Origin of the sequence: Vibrio mediterranei (assembly GCF_013364395.1) — a bacterium.
GTDB classification, from domain to species: Bacteria; Pseudomonadota; Gammaproteobacteria; order Enterobacterales; family Vibrionaceae; genus Vibrio; species Vibrio mediterranei.
The window spans coordinates 423,868-443,050 of sequence record NZ_JABXGK010000008.1 but is presented as its reverse complement, the minus strand read 5'-3'; the positions used below and the strand labels follow the sequence as shown (position 1 = coordinate 443,050).

At 45.4% G+C, this 19,183-nt stretch carries 16 protein-coding genes; 12 read left to right on the top strand and 4 right to left on the bottom strand.

From position 1 onward, the window contains the following. Positions 1–10: 10 nt before the first annotated feature. The gene (locus HOP38_RS19050; RefSeq protein ID WP_031494167.1) at positions 11–913 is read right to left on the bottom strand and encodes a LysR family transcriptional regulator; all 903 of its coding nucleotides are present in this window, start codon (positions 911–913) and stop codon (positions 11–13) included. A gap of 281 nt (positions 914–1,194) precedes the next feature. Between HOP38_RS19050 and HOP38_RS19045 the strand changes: the two genes are divergently transcribed. Beyond that, positions 1,195–1,500 (top strand): DUF1330 domain-containing protein, encoded by a 306-nt coding sequence (locus HOP38_RS19045; RefSeq protein ID WP_006069130.1) that lies wholly within the window; start codon positions 1,195–1,197, stop codon positions 1,498–1,500. An 87-nt stretch (positions 1,501–1,587) separates the two neighbouring features. Here the strand turns inward: HOP38_RS19045 and HOP38_RS19040 are convergent, their stop codons facing one another. Then, positions 1,588–2,202 carry a fumarylacetoacetate hydrolase family protein gene (locus tag HOP38_RS19040; RefSeq protein WP_006069131.1) on the bottom strand — a complete coding sequence of 205 codons (615 nt, stop codon included), beginning with the start codon at positions 2,200–2,202 and terminating at the stop codon, positions 1,588–1,590. Positions 2,203–2,444: 242 nt separating this feature from the next. Between HOP38_RS19040 and hutC the strand changes: the two genes are divergently transcribed. The 8 genes from hutC (at position 2,445) to gbpA (ending at position 12,860) form a co-directional block, all read left to right on the top strand. Continuing rightward, positions 2,445–3,155 carry a histidine utilization repressor gene (gene hutC / locus HOP38_RS19035; RefSeq protein ID WP_198558715.1) on the top strand — a complete coding sequence of 237 codons (711 nt, stop codon included), beginning with the start codon at positions 2,445–2,447 and terminating at the stop codon, positions 3,153–3,155. A 162-nt stretch (positions 3,156–3,317) separates the two neighbouring features. Continuing rightward, positions 3,318–3,860, top strand: a complete 543-nt coding sequence (locus HOP38_RS19030; RefSeq protein ID WP_198558714.1) for a porin family protein — start codon at positions 3,318–3,320, stop codon at positions 3,858–3,860. 265 nt (positions 3,861–4,125) lie between these two features. Further along, positions 4,126–5,358: an imidazolonepropionase gene (hutI, locus tag HOP38_RS19025; protein WP_198558713.1), complete on the top strand. Its 1,233-nt coding sequence runs from the start codon at positions 4,126–4,128 to the stop codon at positions 5,356–5,358. Then, the gene (gene hutG, locus HOP38_RS19020; protein WP_198558712.1) at positions 5,348–6,343 is read left to right on the top strand and encodes a formimidoylglutamase; all 996 of its coding nucleotides are present in this window, start codon (positions 5,348–5,350) and stop codon (positions 6,341–6,343) included. Before hutI ends, hutG begins: the two co-directional genes overlap by 11 nt. A gap of 94 nt (positions 6,344–6,437) precedes the next feature. Beyond that, positions 6,438–8,129 (top strand): urocanate hydratase, encoded by a 1,692-nt coding sequence (hutU, locus tag HOP38_RS19015; protein ID WP_198558711.1) that lies wholly within the window; start codon positions 6,438–6,440, stop codon positions 8,127–8,129. Positions 8,130–8,139: 10 nt separating this feature from the next. Beyond that, on the top strand, positions 8,140–9,672 hold the full coding sequence (gene hutH, locus HOP38_RS19010) for a histidine ammonia-lyase (protein ID WP_198558710.1): 1,533 nt from the start codon (positions 8,140–8,142) through the stop codon (positions 9,670–9,672). Between the two features lie 208 nt (positions 9,673–9,880). Beyond that, positions 9,881–11,080, top strand: coding sequence for a tryptophan synthase subunit beta (trpB, locus tag HOP38_RS19005; RefSeq protein ID WP_242456586.1), 1,200 nt, complete (start codon positions 9,881–9,883; stop codon positions 11,078–11,080). Between the two features lie 328 nt (positions 11,081–11,408). Further along, positions 11,409–12,860 (top strand): N-acetylglucosamine-binding protein GbpA, encoded by a 1,452-nt coding sequence (gbpA, locus tag HOP38_RS19000; protein WP_198558708.1) that lies wholly within the window; start codon positions 11,409–11,411, stop codon positions 12,858–12,860. Between the two features lie 125 nt (positions 12,861–12,985). Here the strand turns inward: gbpA and HOP38_RS18995 are convergent, their stop codons facing one another. Next, positions 12,986–14,599, bottom strand: a complete 1,614-nt coding sequence (locus HOP38_RS18995; RefSeq protein WP_006069140.1) for an NAD(P)/FAD-dependent oxidoreductase — start codon at positions 14,597–14,599, stop codon at positions 12,986–12,988. 221 nt (positions 14,600–14,820) lie between these two features. Between HOP38_RS18995 and fdxA the strand changes: the two genes are divergently transcribed. Further along, the gene (gene fdxA, locus HOP38_RS18990) at positions 14,821–15,144 is read left to right on the top strand and encodes a ferredoxin FdxA (protein WP_006069141.1); all 324 of its coding nucleotides are present in this window, start codon (positions 14,821–14,823) and stop codon (positions 15,142–15,144) included. A gap of 80 nt (positions 15,145–15,224) precedes the next feature. On the opposite strand, the gene HOP38_RS18985 is transcribed toward fdxA, so the two are convergent. Beyond that, positions 15,225–15,965: an RNA methyltransferase gene (locus HOP38_RS18985; protein WP_198558707.1), complete on the bottom strand. Its 741-nt coding sequence runs from the start codon at positions 15,963–15,965 to the stop codon at positions 15,225–15,227. Positions 15,966–16,389: 424 nt separating this feature from the next. Here HOP38_RS18985 and codB point away from each other — a divergent pair, with 424 nt between their 5' ends. Continuing rightward, the gene (gene codB, locus HOP38_RS18980) at positions 16,390–17,634 is read left to right on the top strand and encodes a cytosine permease (protein ID WP_006069143.1); all 1,245 of its coding nucleotides are present in this window, start codon (positions 16,390–16,392) and stop codon (positions 17,632–17,634) included. Positions 17,635–17,653: 19 nt separating this feature from the next. Continuing rightward, entirely contained in the window at positions 17,654–18,931 is a 1,278-nt protein-coding gene (locus tag HOP38_RS18975) for a cytosine deaminase (RefSeq protein ID WP_198558706.1), read from the top strand. Positions 18,932–19,183: the final 252 nt, after the last annotated feature.

Genomic DNA, 19,183 nt, shown 5'->3' with positions numbered 1-19,183 from the left:
ACTGCCCACTTCATCGCTTCTCAAGTTCCCAATATGGCTGGCTTCCAAAATAGTCCGAGAAAAAGTCGATAAACGCTCGAACTTTTGGCGCTAGCAAGCGCGAACTTGGGTAGACCGCCCAAATAGCGGTTTCAGATATCAAAGGGTAGTCTTCTAGAATCGGAATCAACTCCCCTCGCTCTAGATACTCGTAGCAACACCATGCAGAGCTTACCGTTATTCCTAATCCATGCACACAAGCGTCTCTTACTGCTTCACCATTGTCGGCTTTAAACTCGCCTTTAGGCTTCACAGATACCGGACCATCGGGTGTCTCGAATGTCCAATTTTCAAAGCCAGTTAAACAGACAAAATTATGTTCAAGCAAGTCAGTAGGATGAGTTGGCTTGCCATGTTTAATGAGGTAACTAGGAGATGCACATACAATTCTAGTATCGCTGGTAAGTTTACGTGCCACTAATGTTGAATCTTTGAGGGCCGCATTCCTTATTGCAACATCAAATCCTCCTTCAACTAAGTCGATAATAGAGTCCGAGAGTCGGCAATCGATTTTTAACCCCGGATGTGCATCCATAAAAGCCTGCATGGCTGGAATCAAATGCATACGTCCAAAAGACGCCGGAGCAGAAACTCGTAGAACACCACTTGGTAGCCTATTCCCCGCTCCTACCGATGCTCTGGCTATTTCTATACTTTCCAATACCTCTTCCGCGTGCGGGAGAAAAGCTACTCCTTCTTCGGTTAGCGATACTTTTCGGGTTGTTCTATGAACCAACCTAACACCTAAAGCGCTCTCTAACTTACTGATATAGGAACTTGCTACGGCTGGCGACAAGCCTAGCTCTTGGCCAGCTTGACTAATATTGTGCGTTGCCGCAAGACGAACAAATAGTTTTAGATGCTCAACATTCATGATTTCCCTTATCTCAAAACATCAGTAGGCATACTCACTTAGTGAGTAAATTAAAACCTAGCGACGCACTTACACAACAATGACACTTCACCAATAGCATTCAATTTCTAAATAATAATGCAAATATTGGACGATTATAAACGTTATCTATAAAGTATTTCAGGAAAACAAGCATAGTTTGCAAGCAGCTATCACTCTAAAGTTAGTTCAATAGCAACGGACCTGCATCGAGATAAGGTTTGGTGATTTCAATAGTTAATGATCAATAGAAGGAAGGCGATATGTCTACGTATTATTCAGTTTTAGAAGTGACACCAACAAGTCAAGATTGGGTATCTGACTACATTGGTCCGGCAAATAAACTTGTCGCTAAATATGGGGGTAAATATCTGGCTCGAACTAATCACCATGAGCGTCTTGAAGGTGAACGAGAGGATCCTGCTCTGCGAATTATTATTGAGTGGCCTTCGCACCAGGCGGCCAAAGACTTTATGAATGATCCGGAATACCTTCCGCACCTTACCTCACGAACCAAAGGTTCAGTCAGTCATCACGCGCTTATCGAAGCCAAAGATGACTTAACATAAAATAAAAAGCCATCACGTTCGCAGTGATGGCTCAAAATATCAGCTAAAGAAACTTGATAGTGCAATAAAAATGTACCGTCTGCTAACCTAAATCGCCAGCCATTCCACCTCGACAATGGGTTTGCCTAGATACTTCACACGTCCTAAGAAACGATCACCAGAAACAATCTCGCCAACCCCTTGGGGCGTCCCGGTCATCACAATATCTCCATCTTGTAATTCAGTGTAAGAAGCCAGTTCTTGCAAAATCACAGCTGGTTTATACAACATTTGTTTGGTGCCACCTAGTTGCATTCGCATACTGTTGATAAACAACTCCACCTCAAGCTCACAGACATCCATATCTGATAATGGAATGAAACGGCTAAATTTGGCCGAGTTATCAAACGCTTTAGCTCTTTCCCAAGGCAGACCCTTCTGTTTCAACTTAGACTGTAAGCTTCGTTTGGTAAGATCTAATCCAAAGCCCACTGCGTAGAGTTGTCGGTTGCGGATAAGGAAGCAAATTTCTGCCTCGTAATGAAGAGGCTCATCAAGGTAAGAATAAAGCTCTGATGCGATACTAGAGTTTGGTTTGTTGAACACCACCATATCTTCAGGGATCTCATTCCCTAATTCATTGATGTGTTCGACGTAGTTACGGCCTACGCACAAGATCTTCGATGGGAAAAAAGAGTCATCTCCAACAAATACCGCTTTCATTGCCCTTCCTTGAATGACAGGTAAATTCAACACTAAGAACTGTGCATTTTAACGGATTTATAGTGACAGACTTATGATTTAGAGGAGTATTTTTCAAAGTTGAGGCAAGGATCGAGGTTTAAGTTGTTATCGTAGTTGCGCACCCAGCCCACAAATTTGATAGGAATTCATCTCACTCCTTGCATTTTAATTCAATTTCGACAACCATTTGTATATTCAATTTATCGAGTGACGAGTCGTTAATGTCCGCTGAGCCCCTGTATATTCAAATCAAACAATACATCGAACAGAAGATAGACCAAGGGCACTGGCCTGTTGGACAGCGTATCTCAACCGAAATGGAGCTCACCGAACAGTTTTCTGTCAGTCGAATGACCGTTAATAAAGCCATTAGGGATCTGGTGGGTGAAGGAAAATTAGAGCGACGACCAAGGCTTGGTACGTTCGTAAAAAAGCAGAGTGAAAAGGCTGAGAGTCCTCTACTTGATACACGGAACATCGCCAAAGAAGTCGCTTCTCGCGGTAAAACTTATTCGTGCGATGTCATTAAACACCTGGCAACCAAAGCCGACCAGAATATCGCCACCAAGCTAGGCGTTATGCTGGGGAGCTCGGTTTACTACAGTGAGATCTTACACAAAGAAAACGACCTTCCTATTCAGTTGGAATGTCGTTGGGTAAACGCAAAGTTTGCACCTGACTATTACAAACAAGATTTCTCGAAAATCACTCCAAACGAGTACTTGACGCTAAACTGCCCAATGACTGCAGTTGAGCATACCGTCGAAGCCATTATTTGTAATGATGAAATAGGTCAGAGACTCAAAATGACGACAAAGGAGCCTTGTTTATTGCTCCACAGAAGAACTTGGAGTGACGACCGCCTTATCAGTACAGCCCTGCTCTACCATCCCGGTAGCCGCTATCAGCTGAGCTCGAAAGTCACCCTTTAGTCACGTGTAATACTCTCGAATTAAACAAACTAAACAACTCACTAATTTGTAAGCTAACTAACTATAATACAACGAGTTAGCTTACGTTGGCTTACCCCAATACCTAGGTTCCAATGTTAGGATTTCTCGCATAATAACCACACAAACCAGTGAGAAATCAGAATGAAAAAAACAGTCTTAGCACTTTCTTTAGCCATCGCCGCTTTTTCTACGGCACCTTTAGCCAACGAAGGCTTCTACGTTGGTGCCTCTTATTCAAAAATGAGTTACGACGCAGCGTTTGTAAGCAGTAACGAAGTGACAAATGGCTACTCTGTGAAAGGCGGCTATGATTTTCCTTTGGGTAGCTTTTTTGTACTTGGTACAGAGCTAGAATATAAAAACCTTGGTTCAACCAAAGAGTCTTTCCTCAGTGATTATTACACCTTGTCGATGACCTCATACGGAATCAATGTCATCCCAAAACTTTATATGGGCGATCGTTTTTACGCGCTAGCAAAACTAGGTTTCCACAAAATTAATTCTGAAGTTGAAACTAACGTTTCGGTCAACGGTTCATCAGTCTCCGACACTGCATCCGTATACGGACTCGGTCTTGGCTACGACATCACGGAACACTTTGCGATTCAAGCTAGCTACGAAATTCACAACATTGCCGTCTACAATACCAAGTCTGCCAACCTTGGAGTGAAGTTTAACTTCTAATCTTCCCTATATCTGGCAAATTGTACTCACTTCAGTAGGTCACCGTATAGTGGCCTACTTCTGTTTAAGAACATGTATATCAGTCAGTTAAGCCATAGAGTTACCGCCGTTAAGGTTTAAAATCACCTAACCTGATCCTTCAATTTAATCATCTACTAAAACCTCAAATCTTAGACGCTTAGATCACATTTTGTACGATGCACTATTGATCAATTGTATATATTCGACTAAATATTTGTATATACAATAAAGCTCTGGATTGAACATGCACTTAATTCTTAAAAATGCCCGACTTGTTACTATGGAAGAAGGTTCAACTGGATACACTCCTACGGAGCCTTGTTACCTGCTTATTCGTAGTGGGTTAATTGTCGCTATAGGTGAAGACCTATCCACACTCTACGGCAATACGCCAAAAGAGTGGTCAGATTGTCCAGTACTCGATTGCGCTGGCAGTATTGTGACACCCGGATTGATTGATCCCCATACACACTTGGTTTTTGCTGGGAGTCGAGCACAAGAATTCGAAGCACGTTTAAACGGCGAATCGTACCAAGCTATCGCTCAGCGTGGTGGCGGTATTAACAGTACGGTTGCATCGACTCGTGCCGCCTCTGTGGACGAGCTAATTGAACTTGCCCTACCAAGATTGGACAGTTTGATTAAAAGTGGCTGTACAACTATCGAAGTGAAATCAGGTTACGGATTGACGCTAGAAGATGAAGCGAAGATGTTGGTGGCCGCCAAGTCGTTAGAAAACCATAGACGCGTCAGTATTACCACGACGTTACTCGCAGCACATACTGTCCCCCCTGAATATCAGGATAGAGCGGACGACTACATAAACTACGTGGTAAACGACATCATCCCTCACGTCGCAAAACACAACTTGGCAGATTCTGTAGACGTGTTTTGTGAATCCATAGGATTTACTCTAGAGCAAACTGAACGTGTTTTTGCCGCAGCTAAAGCGCATGGTCTTGCTGTCAAAGGGCACACCGAGCAGCTCAGTAATCTTGGCGGCAGTGTACTTGCCGCTCAATACAAAGCGCAGTCGGTCGACCATATCGAGTATCTGGACCAAGCGGGCGTAGAAGCTCTTGCCACTTCAGGGACCGTAGCAACACTTTTGCCCGGGGCATTTTACTTCTTAAGAGAAACACAGCTGCCACCCATTGAATGGCTGCGTGAGTTTAACGTGCCAATGGCAATCGGTAGCGACATTAATCCCGGAACCTCTCCATTTGCAGACTTACAGTTAATGATGAATATGGCTTGTACCTTATTCCGTCTAACGCCAGAAGAAGCGCTTCGTGGTGTGACATGCCATGCTGCGGCAGCAATTGGTCAGAAAGACACCATTGGACAAATCCGCAAAGGATTTAAAGCCAATTTAGCCATTTGGGATATCGACCATCCGAGCGAGCTTAGCTATCAGTATGGATTGAAAGGACTTAAACAACGTATCTTTGCTGGGAGTATCGAACATGTCGCCTAAAGCAATCAATACTCAGCACAGTTTTACTTGGTCTGGCCGTGACGACCTAGAAGATGGCGAGAAGCGTCTCAGAGTTCATCACGTCATTACACAGATTCATGAGCTAATGTCAGACACTTGTGGTGCTCAACTTCTAGGTTTTGAAACCGATGAGGGCGTGTCTAGAAACAAAGGCAGAGTTGGCGCTAAAACGGCACCTGATGCTATCCGTGGTGCCTTAAGCAATTTGGCTTGGCACTCAGAAACTAAGATTTTAGACCTAGGCAATTCAGGCTCACAAAACACATCTTTGGAACAAAATCAAAGTACAACGGCCAAAATCATTACCAATGCCCTCTCTCATGGACCTGTCGTTGTGCTCGGCGGTGGACATGAAATCGCTTGGTCATCTTTCTTAGGGCTATCAAACTATCTACGCCAAAGCGAACCCACTCCTAGAATCGGTATCATCAATTTCGACGCTCATTTCGATCTTCGAGAGTATCAATCTGAAACCGTGCCCTTAAAGCCGAGCTCTGGAACACCATTCTCGCAAATTGCTGACCACTGCCAATCAGAGCAACTCGCTTTCGAATACCTTTGTATCGGCATCAGTTCAACTTCCAATACACAAGCCTTATTTGATAAAGCGCAGCGCTTGAATGTTCGCTATATCGAAGACACAGAGCTACTGCTCACCCCCCACACACCAATGCTTGAGGAACTTGAACAGTTTATTGCCAGCGTCGACTACCTCTATCTCACAATCGATCTAGATGTGTTCAATGCAGCGCTTGCTCCGGGAGTCAGTGCTCCCGCTGCGATTGGTTTATCCATTGAACACTTCTATCCATTTTTTGACGCGATATTACAGCACAACAATAAGTTGCTGATGGCGGATATCGCTGAATATAACCCTACTTATGACATTGACAATCGCACCGCCAAACTCGCCGCTAGGCTCTGTTGGCAAGTGCTGACGGCAATGTCCAAGCAGCAAAAATAGACAATAGATAACAATTAACAACCAATTACGTGAAACACAGTGCGACGCCGCATAACGAACCAACTTGGCGTCCACCATTCAAAAGGAAAACAAGATGACTGATAGTAATAATGCTCGTCTAGATGCAACTCGCAAAATCAAGGCACCACATGGTACTGAGCTAAATGCCAAATCATGGCTGACAGAAGCACCACTGCGCATGCTGATGAACAATCTTGATGACGAAGTTGCTGAGCATCCTCAATCATTAGTGGTTTACGGCGGTATCGGCCGAGCGGCGCGCAATTGGGAGTGTTACGACAAGATCGTCGAAGTCCTGAAACGTCTTGAAGACGACCAAACACTTTTAGTCCAATCAGGCAAACCCGTCGGTGTTTTCCCGACACATAAAGACGCCCCACGCGTATTAATTGCCAATTCCAACCTTGTCCCACATTGGGCCAATTGGGAGCACTTCAACGAGCTGGATAAGCAGGGCCTAATGATGTACGGCCAAATGACGGCAGGCTCGTGGATTTACATTGGTTCTCAAGGCATCGTTCAAGGCACGTATGAAACCTTTGTGGCGATTGCCAAGCAACATTTTAATGGCGATGCCAATGGCAAGTGGATTCTAACAGGTGGTCTTGGCGGTATGGGCGGCGCTCAACCTCTCGCGGCGACTATGGCTGGCTTTTCAATGATTGCCGTAGAGTGTGACGAATCTCGTATCGATTATCGCCTCAATACTCGTTATGTCGATACCAAAGCGCATAGCCTAGATGAAGCATTGTCCATCATTAAGAACAGTGACAAACCAATTTCAGTGGGTCTACTAGGAAATGCCGCTGATATCTATGCAGAATTGGTAGAGAAAAACATCACGCCAGATGTTGTCACTGATCAAACCTCAGCACACGACCCTCTTAACGGCTACTTACCACAAGGCTGGACCATGGAACACGCTAAACAGCAACGTGAAAGCGATCCAACGGGCGTGGTGAAAGCGGCCAAAGCCTCGATGGCAGTGCAAGTTGAAGCCATTCTAACCATGCAACAACGCGGCTCGGTAGCAACCGACTACGGTAATAACATTCGTCAAATGGCGTTGGAAGAAGGAGTAGAAAACGCGTTTGATTTCCCAGGTTTTGTTCCTGCGTATATCCGTCCACTTTTCTGTGAAGGTATCGGACCTTTCCGTTGGGCTGCACTCTCTGGCGATCCTGAAGATATCTATAAAACAGACCAAAAAGTCAAAGAGCTGATTCCTGATAATCCACATCTGCATAACTGGCTCGATATGGCTCGTGAGCGTATCCAGTTCCAAGGTTTACCTGCTCGTATCTGCTGGGTCGGCCTGAAAGATCGTGAGCGTTTGGGTCAGGCTTTCAATGAAATGGTTAAGAATGGCGAACTAAAAGCACCTGTGGTTATTGGTCGTGATCATCTTGATTCAGGTTCAGTAGCCAGCCCGAACCGCGAAACCGAAGGCATGATGGACGGCTCAGACGCAGTGTCCGATTGGCCATTATTGAACGCCTTACTCAACACCTCAGGTGGTGCTACTTGGGTCTCTCTGCACCACGGCGGCGGTGTAGGAATGGGCTTCTCACAACACAGTGGAATGGTCATTTGCTGTGATGGTAGCGATGATGCTGCTCGACGTATTGCACGCGTTTTACACAATGACCCTGCAACTGGCGTAATGCGCCATGCCGATGCTGGGTACGACATTGCTAAACAATGTGCCAAAGAACAGGGCCTAGATCTGCCAATGCTGAATCAAAATGATGATAACCGAGCTTAAGGAGTACACCATGTTGAAATTAGTTCTTGAGCCAGGTCAGCTAACGTTAGGGCAACTACGCCAACTCAGCCGTTCTCCTGTGAGCTTATCTTTGCATCCTTCAGCGTTTGAAGACATTGATGCCAGCACTCGAATTGTAGAGCAAGTTATCGCCGAAGATCGTACGGTCTATGGCATCAATACTGGCTTTGGATTGTTAGCCAATACACGCATCGAGCCAGAAGATCTCGAGATCCTGCAAAAGAGTATCGTGTTGTCACACGCCGCCGGTATTGGTGAGCTAATGAGTGACGAAACTGTTCGTCTGATGATGGTGCTAAAGATCAACAGTCTTGCACGCGGCTATTCAGGCATTCGACTTAAAGTGATCCAAGCCTTGATTGAACTGGTTAATTCGCAAGTTTACCCATGCGTTCCTCAAAAAGGTTCTGTTGGTGCATCAGGTGACTTAGCCCCACTCGCTCACATGAGCACAATCATACTCGGTGAAGGTGAAGCGAGACATAACGGGAAAATCATTAGTGGTCTAGAGGCTTTGCAAATTGCTGGGCTTGAACCAATCACGCTAGCACCAAAAGAAGGGCTAGCACTACTAAACGGCACGCAAGCCTCGACGGCGTTTGCTTTAGAAGGTCTGTTCTTAGCGGAAGACCTGTTCGCATCAGCAACACTATGCGGCGCAATGTCAGTAGAAGCCGCACTGGGTAGTCGTCGTCCATTTGACCCACGCATCCATCGAGTAAGGGGACATCGTGCACAAATGGACGCCGCCTCGGCCTATCGCCACCTATTGGAAGGCAGTAGTGAGGTGGGTGATTCTCACCAGGGGTGTGAGAAGGTACAAGATCCGTATTCACTGCGTTGCCAGCCTCAGGTGATGGGGGCATGTCTACAACAGATTCGCAACGCAGCAGAATCGCTCCAAGTGGAAGCAAATTCTGTCTCTGACAACCCATTAGTGTTTGCTGATGACGGCGATATTATTTCCGGCGGTAATTTCCATGCTGAACCCGTCGCTATGGCGGCAGATGGCTTAGCGCTAGCGATTGCAGAAATTGGCAGCCTTTCAGAGCGTCGAATGGCATTGCTCATTGATAGTGCCCTGAGTAAGTTACCGCCTTTCCTCGTCGACAACGGCGGTGTTAACTCAGGCTTTATGATTGCGCAAGTGACTTCAGCCGCGTTAGCAAGCGAAAATAAAACCCTTGCTCACCCGGCCTCAGTTGACAGCTTGCCAACTTCGGCTAACCAAGAAGACCACGTTTCTATGGCAACTTTTGCGGCTCGTCGCTTAAAAGATATGTCAGAAAATACGCGTGGTATCTTGGCCGTGGAATACTTAGCGGCGGCACAAGGGTTGGACTTCAGGGCACCACTGAAGTCCTCACCACGAGTAGAGCAAGGTAAACAAATCTTGCGTGAGGCGGTGCCGTTCTACGATAAGGACCGCTACTTCGCCCCGGATATCGCAAAGGCAAATGAGATTATCAAGCTTGCACTTCATAACGCATTGATGCCTGAGAATATACTTCCAAGCCTCTGATTTTATGGATTTAAAAAAAGAGCCAGCATACTGCTGGCTCTTTTTTGTTGGACGCAAATATTTACCAATTAAATAACCGGACGACATGTTGGCAGTCACAAGTTTAAAATGAGCCTATGTGTACATGCATCAAATTGCGTTATAACAAATGTGCTTAATAAAAGAACAACGAGGCACAAAAGACATGGAAAATACGTTTAACCACCCTATGCCCAACGATGAGGGCTATTTTGGCGAATACGGCGGTAGTTTTATCCCTCCTCAGCTACAAGAAATCATGGATGAAATCAGCGCCGCTTACGACTCATGCCGCCAAGATCCAGATTTCAGAGCCGAGCTTGCACGCCTATATAAACACTTTGTAGGTCGCCCTAGTCCAATCTTCCACGCTCAAAATCTTTCTGATAAATACGGCGCACCTATTTATCTCAAACGGGAAGATTTAAACCACACCGGCGCACACAAGATTAATCACTGCTTGGGCGAAGCGCTGCTTGCTAAAAAGCTTGGTAAGAAAAAGCTCATCGCGGAAACTGGAGCGGGTCAGCACGGCGTTGCCCTTGCCACAGCGGCGGCTTTAGTAGGTCTAGAGTGTGATATCTATATGGGTGAAGTCGATATCGCAAAAGAGCACCCAAATGTAGTAAGAATGCGAATTCTAGGTGCTAATGTGATTCCTGCCACTCACGGTAGAAAAACGTTGAAGGAAGCGGTAGATGCTGCATTTGAAGCCTACTTAGCGGACCCGCACACTCAGTTATACGCCATTGGATCGGTTGTCGGTCCCCATCCATTCCCTGCAATGGTGCGAGACTTCCAATCGATTATCGGTAACGAAGCCCGCGTTCAGTTCCAAGAAATGACAGGTGAACTGCCCAATAATCTCGTAGCATGTGTTGGTGGAGGCTCTAATGCAATGGGTCTGTTTAGCGCGTTTTTGAATGTTGAAGAGGTTAAAATCCACGGGGTCGAACCATCAGGGCGCGATTTGCATACCGAAGGTGAACATGCTGCGACGCTAACACTTGGTGAGCCTGGCGTTATGCACGGATTCAAATCATACATGCTAAAAGACGGAGAAGGCGAGCCTCAAGAAGTATACTCAGTGGCAAGTGGTCTCGACTATCCATCGGTAGGACCCCAACACGCCTACCTCAAAGATACTGGCCGAGTGAGTTACGGCCATATTAATGATAAAGAAGCCATTGATGCTTTTTTCGAGCTATCTCGTTTGGAAGGCATTATTCCAGCCATTGAGTCGGCTCACGCCGTTGCTTACGCGCTGAAATTGGCAAAAGAGGGAGAAAAGGGGTCTATTCTTCTCAACTTATCTGGTAGAGGCGACAAAGATATCGATTTTGTTGTTGAGCATTATGGGCAAGACTTCGGTATTGAATCGCTGCTGTAGGCCGTAAAAGACCACAACATACCTTAAAGAGTTCTGCCTGACTAAGTCGCTTATCGGGCAGAATTAACATTCTCACTCATTGATAAATTCAACATTAAAACCAACGCTAGACCAATATTTTAGGATAATCATCTATAATATGTCATTTTAATGCCAGCCTCGCCGATTTATTGAGTTTGATTCCATAAATAAGGCAAACCATTCGCCACACTTATTTTTCCACTCTAAATTACTTTCCATCACTTGCCGGATGCAAGTGACCATAAGAATAAAGACTTCCACTTGCGTGTTAATACGCATTAGAAACTGATTAAGAGAAGGTATTGGTATGAAACAGACAAGAGTCTTGCTTTCAATGGCGGCACTTGGTTTAGTTGCTAGCCCGTTAGCATACAGCCACGGATACGTTTCAGCGGTTGAAAGCGGTGTTGCAGAAGCTCGTGCAACGTTATGTAAGTATCCAGCTGACACTGGAGAAAAGAACGTAAATTGTGGCTCCGTCCAGTGGGAACCCCAAAGTGTTGAAGGTCCTGAGGGCTTTCCTCAAGCTGGCCCTCCTGACGGCCAAATCGCGAGTGCAGGCCTAACACAGTTTTCTCCTCTTAACGAGCAGACGTCTGATCGTTGGGTAAAGCGCCCTATTCAATCAGGTATGCAGACTTTTGAGTGGACATTTACAGCCAATCACGTCACTAAAGATTGGAAGTATTACATTACCAAGCCGAACTGGAATCCGAACCAAGCCTTGACGAGAGATTCATTCGATCTGAATCCATTTTGTGTGGTAGAAGGCAATATGCAAAAGCCACCAAAATTAATGAGCCACCAGTGTAATGTCCCTGAACGGGAAGGCTATCAAATCGTACTAGCGGTGTGGGATGTGGGTGATACTGCCGCTGCTTTCTATAATGTTATTGACGTACAGTTTAATGGTGATAATCCTGGCATCCCTGGCTGGTCTCAAGCAGGTACAATCAATCCAACGATGGATTTGAAGGTTGGCGACTCCGTTTTCACTCGCGTCTTTGATTCTAACGGTGAGCTACCAAACCTTTCTACCAGTATTACCATTACTTCAGAGCAACAAGGACAGGCAAATCAGTGGTCTCACGCTCTCGCGACACAAATTAATCATGAGCACACTGATATCAAAGCCGGACAGCAAGATAGTAACGGCAATATCTCACCAGTTTATGGTAGCAACACCGTATATGTGGCAGATAATAGCGGCTTAGATCGCGTTGAAATTGGCTATGATATTGTGACACCTCCACCTTCAATTGGTGCAGACGTAACGGGACTGGAGCCAGAGTATCAAATCGGTGAAACACCAGTTGAACTGACACTGAATGTCGCGGCTACAGGTAACTTGGACGTGAGCATGAATGTTTACAACCACGCACAAGAATCTTTAGCGAGTCAGGAACTTAGCTTAGCGGATGGTGAAAACCAGAATGTAACCCTAACGCTCTCTAAATCTGAAGCTGGCCACCATATGTTAGTGACACGCGTAAGAGACGATAAAGGCAATCTTGTCGACCAAACGACGCAGGACTTTATGTTGGTAGAACAAACCGTCCCCGGCGACTATGACTTCGTTTTCCCTGATGGTCTGTCACAGTACACAGAAGGCACTAAAGTCCTCGCTAAAGATGGTCACATTTATCAGTGCAAACCATTCCCGAACTCCGGTTACTGTGTTCAATGGTCACCAACAGCAACGCAGTTTGAACCTGGCGTCGGTAGCCACTGGACATCGGCTTGGAACAAACTGAATTAATCTTACCTCTAAGGTAGCACATTCCCCTATGGGTGTTGCCTTTCTTGTTTTCACTCTTTTGAGTGGCCACTAAAAAAGCCCATTAACCTCTAGTTAATGGGCTTTATAATTCGTCGGTCCAGCGTTTAGTTTTGCTGTTCGCCAACCATAGACAGAGCAAGCGCTTCTGCCACTTTGATACCATCTATACCTGCCGACAGAATACCACCGGCGTAACCTGCACCTTCACCTGCGGGGAAGAAGCCTTTAAGATTAACACTTTGATAGTCTTTACCGCGTTTGATGCAAACAGGCGATGAAGTACGAGTTTCAACACCAGTTAACAGGCCATCTGCACCAGCGAAGCCTTTGATCTTTTTATCAAACGCAGGAATTGCTTCTCTGATTGCTTCAATAGCAAAATCAGGTAGTGCTTTAGAGAGATCGGTTAGCTTGATGCCCGGTGTGAATGACGGTTCTACCTCACCTAAAGCACTTGGGTCATTACCTTTTAAGAAGTCACCAATTTTCTGAGCTGGTGCATCGTAGTTTTCACCACCTAGCAGATAAGCATTACTCTCTAATTCACGTTGGAATCGAATACCTGCTAATGGATCACCTGGGTAGTCTTGATCAGGTGAAATACCGACTACAATTGCACTGTTAGCGTTGCGCTCAGCACGAGAGTATTGGCTCATTCCGTTAGTCACTACGCGACCTTCTTCAGAAGTCGCCGCAACAACGGTTCCGCCTGGACACATACAGAAACTATATACAGTACGACCATTTTTGCAGTGATGCACCAGTTTATAATCAGCCGCGCCAAGGATTGGGTTACCAGCATTAGGACCAAAACGTGCTTCATCAATCACTGATTGTCTGTGTTCAACACGGAAACCCACAGAGAAAGGTTTAGCTTCCATATAAACACCACGTTCATGCAGCATTTCAAACGTATCACGAGCACTGTGACCTACGGCTAGTACCACGTGGCGTGATTTGATTTCTTCGCCATTTGACAGTGTCAAGCCAGTGATTTGCCCGTCTTCCATGTGAATATCATCAACGCGAGTACTAAAACGAATTTCACCACCTAGTTCGATGATTTTCGCACGCATTTTCTCAATCATGGTCACAAGTTTAAACGTACCGATATGCGGCTTACTCACGTAAAGAATTTCTTCAGGTGCACCAGCAGCTACAAACTCTTCGATGACTTTACGACCATAGTGCTTTGGATCTTTGACTTGGCTATAGAGTTTGCCATCTGAGAACGTCCCCGCACCACCTTCACCAAACTGTACATTCGACTCTGGGTTCAGTGTACGCTTACGCCAAAAACCAAAAGTATCCTTGGTACGTTCACGAACTTCCTTACCACGTTCAACGATGATCGGATTAAAGCCCATTTGTGCCAACACAAGGCCAGCAAATAGACCGCAAGGGCCAAATCCAATAACGACTGGACGTTCAGTGTTACCAGCAGGAGCTTTAGCAACGAATTTGTACTCCATATCCGGAGTGACTTTGACGTGCGGATCATCGGTAAATTTCTCAAGCAGTAATGCTTCATTCTGCACTTCTACATCTAGAGTGTAGATAAGGAGAATCTTGGTCTTCTTGCGCGCATCATAGCCACGCTTGAACACATTGAATGACATCATCTGCTCAGCAGAAATGCCGAGTTTTTTAAGAATGGCAGCAGAGATTGCGCCTTCTTCATGGTCAAGAGGAAGTTTAATTTCAGTTAAACGTATCATGGAGGGGTCTCGCCTAGTCGGTGTCTTAGCCTAATCGGTCAACTTGGGGACCGATAAGCTCACAATGGCGCGCATTTTACGTTAACTTGTTTTGTCTGTCATACTTAATTCACTTTAGGCAGGAGTTAGATACACGAATAACCTGCTTCTAATATTGAATTTTGTTGGCGAATGAGTATTATCGCCCCTCCACAAATTTGGCAAATTAAGAGTTGATAACCATGGCTTTTGTCGTCACTGATAACTGTATCCAATGCAAATATACCGATTGTGTCGCGGTGTGCCCTGCTGACGCATTCTACGAAGGCCCAAACTTTATGGTCATTAGCCCTATCGACTGCATTGACTGTGGACTTTGTGTGCCTGAGTGTGACGCTCAAGCGATTTTCCAAGAAGACGAGCTGACGGAAGACCAACAAGTATTTATTGAGTTGAACGCTGAATTAGCAGAAGTCTGGCCCAATATCACCGAAGTCAAACCTGCTATGGATGAAGCAGAGAAATGGAATGGCGTGCCAAACAAGTTAGGTATGCTTGAAAAATAGCACCATAAACACCCCAAAAGGGCGCAATATCAATAAGATATTGCGCCCTTTTTAGTTCTAGTCGTATTCTGCAAAGGCCGTTAAACTTCACTATGTTGACGACGGAAGTTATCGAGAATAATCCCCGTTGCCATAGCTACATTCAGTGATTCGGCACCACCAAATGCTGGAATGGTAATTTTATCTGTCACATACTGTGCAGCGTCAGGGCGGACACCGTGAGACTCACTACCCATTAGCAAGATACCCTCTGGAGAAAAGGTCATCTTATGCACATTTTCGCCTTCTAAGAACGCTCCATATACCGGTAGTGACGCTTGCTCTAGGTAGCTAGGAAGATCCAAAAGCGTTACTTGAACACGCCCAAAGCTGCCCATCGTAGCTCGGATGGTCTTAGGATTATACGGATCTGCACAATCGGTACTGGCCACGATATGTTTGATGCCATACCAATCGGCGATTCGAATAATGGTGCCCAAATTACCCGGATCAGAGACCCCATCTAGGGCGATCATCATCCCCTTAGCCGCTGGTATTTCCGTTTGAGGGATCGCTACAACGGCCACTGCCGCATTGTTACTCACAAGAGAACTGGCTTTAGTCAGTTCCTCAAGTGATGCTTCGATACATTCAACACATTGCAGCGCTTCTCGATTGCTTGCTAAAAATTCACTGGTGGCAAAGACATGTTTTATCACCATGGATGTCTCCAATAGCTCTAACACGTTCTTCTCACCTTCTACGAGAAATAAGCCATGTGCTTTACGCTGTTTCTTTTGACTTAATGCACGAAGAAGTTTTAATTGGTTTTTGGAAATCATAGTCATACCCCAGATGAAAGCGCGGGCATTATATACTTAATTGAGAATCTGATGCGAGTAGCAAAACGTTGCCTAGCGCCATTTCTAAAACCTTGGCGTTTCTGAGAACATTGGGCAATAGCCATAAAGTTGCACTTATCGACGTTATGAACCAATTTGATAACAAAGTTTATAAAAACGCACACTAAAGAGCCTCAGCAAACGGTTGCCACCTGCCAATACAAAATAACTACAAAATAATCACCGTCATAAAAAAACACCTAACTAAATGATTTTATTATGCTAAATATCAATATCACTTGGCTAGCTGTAAAAATACGACAATTCGCCTCTTGACTCTCACATTTACATCACCATAATACGCGCCGTTTGCCTGAAATCTGGTAAATGGTGTATTTAAATTTAGATAATTGTGAGGTAAGAGATGTCTGCGGATAACAACTACAGTCTAGGTCCGGTTCCACAATCGGCTAGAAAGGGAGTCGCTTCATTAACCATGGTGATGTTAGGACTGACTTTCTTCTCCGCAAGTATGTGGACAGGTGGTTCACTCGGTACTGGCCTCTCCTTTAATGATTTCTTCCTCGCTGTTCTCATTGGTAACCTCATCCTCGGTATTTACACTTCTTTTCTTGGTTACATCGGCTCTTCCACTGGCCTCTCTACTCACCTCCTAGCTCGTTTCTCTTTTGGCTCTAAAGGCTCTTGGCTTCCTTCTGTCCTTCTTGGCGGCACTCAAGTAGGTTGGTTTGGAGTCGGTGTGGCTATGTTTGCCATCCCCGTACAAAAAGCAACAGGTATCGATACCAATACACTAATCATAGTAAGTGGCCTGCTCATGACAGCGACGGTTTACTTCGGTATTTCTGCGTTAATGGTTCTATCAGCCATCGCGGTACCTGCCATTGCTATTCTTGGCGGTTATTCAGTATTCACCGCCGTCGACAGTGTTGGCGGTATTGGCGAGCTTCAGAAAATTCAACCGGCGGAGCCTCTCGATTTCTCAATTGCACTGGCCATGGTAGTCGGGTCGTTCGTAAGTGCTGGTACACTTACTGCCGACTTTGTTCGCTTCGGTCGTAATCCAAAAGGCGCTGTATTCATTACAATGGTCGCTTTCTTTATCGGTAACTCTCTGATGTTCATCTTTGGTGCAGCAGGCGCATCGGTGACGGGACAATCTGATATCTCTGAAGTGATGATTGCTCAAGGTCTATTGCTTCCAGCCATTATCGTACTAGGTCTAAACATTTGGACAACTAACGACAACGCGCTTTACGCATCAGGTCTTGGTTTCTCGAATGTGACAGGCTTGCCAAGTAAGTATCTGTCTATGGCGAATGGTCTGGTTGGCACACTATGTGCGCTTTGGCTCTATAACAATTTTGTTGGTTGGTTAACCTTCCTATCGCTTGCTATCCCACCTATCGGCGGCGTAATCATCGCGGATTTCATTACAAACAGAAAACGTTACGCAAATTTTGAAACTGCGAAATTCCAAACTGTGAACTGGGCAGGTATCATTGCAGTAGGTCTTGGCGTAGCAGCAGGTAATTTTCTACCAGGTGTAGTACCAGTTAATGCTGTACTTGGCGGTGCCATCAGCTACGTAATATTAGACCGCCTTATCAACAAGAAAGCGGCGCAACTTAAACAAGCAGACGCTTAATAATTAGGAATTTGGTGTTATGTCATCTTTGCTCATTCAAAATGCTTCAATCAATATGAAAGAAGGTCTTTATGACCTTTTGATTGAAGACGGCGTTTTCAAGGCGATTGAACCTGCTGGCTCAAAAACGCTGACTGCGGACAAGCACATTGACGCGACCGGTCATATGGCGACAGCGCCATTTTGTGAACCTCACATTCATTTAGACACGACTCAAACTGCCGGAGAGCCTAGTTGGAACATCTCGGGAACCTTGTTTGAAGGGATTGAACGTTGGGCAGAACGCAAAGCACTTCTGTCTATTGAAGACGTTAAGCAGCGTGCTAAACAAACTTTAAAGTGGCAGATTGCCAACGGTATTCAGCACGTTCGTACTCACGTTGATGTGTCTGACCCAACACTAACCGCGCTTAAAGCGATGGTGGAAGTTCGTGAAGAAATGAAGCAGTGGGTTGATATCCAGATCGTTGCTTTTCCGCAGGAAGGTATTTTGTCTTACCCGAATGGCAAAGAGCTCCTTGAAGAAGCGGTACAGCTTGGTGCGGATGTTATCGGTGCGATTCCACATTTCGAATTTACTCGCGAGTACGGCGTTGAATCACTTCATTACGTCTTTGAATTGGCGCGTAAATACGACCGCTTGATTGACGTTCACTGTGATGAAATTGATGATGAACAATCTCGCTTTGTGGAAACTCTTGCGGCGCTCGCTCATAAATACGAAATGGGCGACAAAGTGACAGCAAGTCACACCACCGCAATGGGTTCTTATAACGGCGCGTACGCATCTCGCTTGTTCCGTCTACTGAAGATGTCAGGCATTAGCTTTGTCGCAAACCCGCTGGTTAACATTCACTTACAAGGTCGTTTCGACGATTACCCTAAGCGTCGCGGTGTAACACGAGTAAAAGAAATGTTGGCTGCAAACATCAACGTCTGTTTTGGGCATGATGATGTTTTTGATCCTTGGTACCCATTGGGTACTGCCAACATGCTTCAAGTCTTGCACATGGGGCTACATGTATGTCAGGTGATGGGCTACGATCAAATCAATCAGTCACTTGACTTGATCAGTACTAATTCAGCTAAAGCACTGAATATCCAAAACAAGCACGGTTTGGAAGTGGGCAAAGCAGGTAGCTTGCTATTGCTGCCAGCGGAAAATGGCTTTGACACTGTCCGTCGCCAAGTACCCGTCAGCTACTCTATTCGTAACGGTTCTATTATCGCTCAAACGAAGCCAGCCGAGACTCAAATCCACCTCAAGTCCTCTGAAAACGTTACGTTTAAACGCTAATCATCATCTCAATAGAGCAAGTCACGAATGGCTTGCTCTTTTTGTAACTAATTCATAAGAAATTCATTTAATCCTTTGCTAGGTGTGTTACACTGCTTGCGCTCTGGTGTTCAGAGTTATTTAAAGTAAGAGTAAAAGAGTACGAGAAGTATTGTCAGATAATTTCCCTTGCGGGTATTTGTCATTCGTTTTTCCCATTTACGGCTTGATTAAATAAACGGAAACACAAAGCGAGATCGCCGAAAGGCAAAT

Coding starts and splice junctions, on each gene's coding strand:
- HOP38_RS19050 (WP_031494167.1), bottom strand. CDS start 913: ATGAATGTTGAGCATCTAAAACTATTTGTTCGTCTTGCGGCAACGCAC.
- HOP38_RS19045 (WP_006069130.1), top strand. CDS start 1,195: ATGTCTACGTATTATTCAGTTTTAGAAGTGACACCAACAAGTCAAGAT.
- HOP38_RS19040 (WP_006069131.1), bottom strand. CDS start 2,202: ATGAAAGCGGTATTTGTTGGAGATGACTCTTTTTTCCCATCGAAGATC.
- hutC (WP_198558715.1), top strand. CDS start 2,445: ATGTCCGCTGAGCCCCTGTATATTCAAATCAAACAATACATCGAACAG.
- HOP38_RS19030 (WP_198558714.1), top strand. CDS start 3,318: ATGAAAAAAACAGTCTTAGCACTTTCTTTAGCCATCGCCGCTTTTTCT.
- hutI (WP_198558713.1), top strand. CDS start 4,126: ATGCACTTAATTCTTAAAAATGCCCGACTTGTTACTATGGAAGAAGGT.
- hutG (WP_198558712.1), top strand. CDS start 5,348: ATGTCGCCTAAAGCAATCAATACTCAGCACAGTTTTACTTGGTCTGGC.
- hutU (WP_198558711.1), top strand. CDS start 6,438: ATGACTGATAGTAATAATGCTCGTCTAGATGCAACTCGCAAAATCAAG.
- hutH (WP_198558710.1), top strand. CDS start 8,140: ATGTTGAAATTAGTTCTTGAGCCAGGTCAGCTAACGTTAGGGCAACTA.
- trpB (WP_242456586.1), top strand. CDS start 9,881: ATGCCCAACGATGAGGGCTATTTTGGCGAATACGGCGGTAGTTTTATC.
- gbpA (WP_198558708.1), top strand. CDS start 11,409: ATGAAACAGACAAGAGTCTTGCTTTCAATGGCGGCACTTGGTTTAGTT.
- HOP38_RS18995 (WP_006069140.1), bottom strand. CDS start 14,599: ATGATACGTTTAACTGAAATTAAACTTCCTCTTGACCATGAAGAAGGC.
- fdxA (WP_006069141.1), top strand. CDS start 14,821: ATGGCTTTTGTCGTCACTGATAACTGTATCCAATGCAAATATACCGAT.
- HOP38_RS18985 (WP_198558707.1), bottom strand. CDS start 15,965: ATGATTTCCAAAAACCAATTAAAACTTCTTCGTGCATTAAGTCAAAAG.
- codB (WP_006069143.1), top strand. CDS start 16,390: ATGTCTGCGGATAACAACTACAGTCTAGGTCCGGTTCCACAATCGGCT.
- HOP38_RS18975 (WP_198558706.1), top strand. CDS start 17,654: ATGTCATCTTTGCTCATTCAAAATGCTTCAATCAATATGAAAGAAGGT.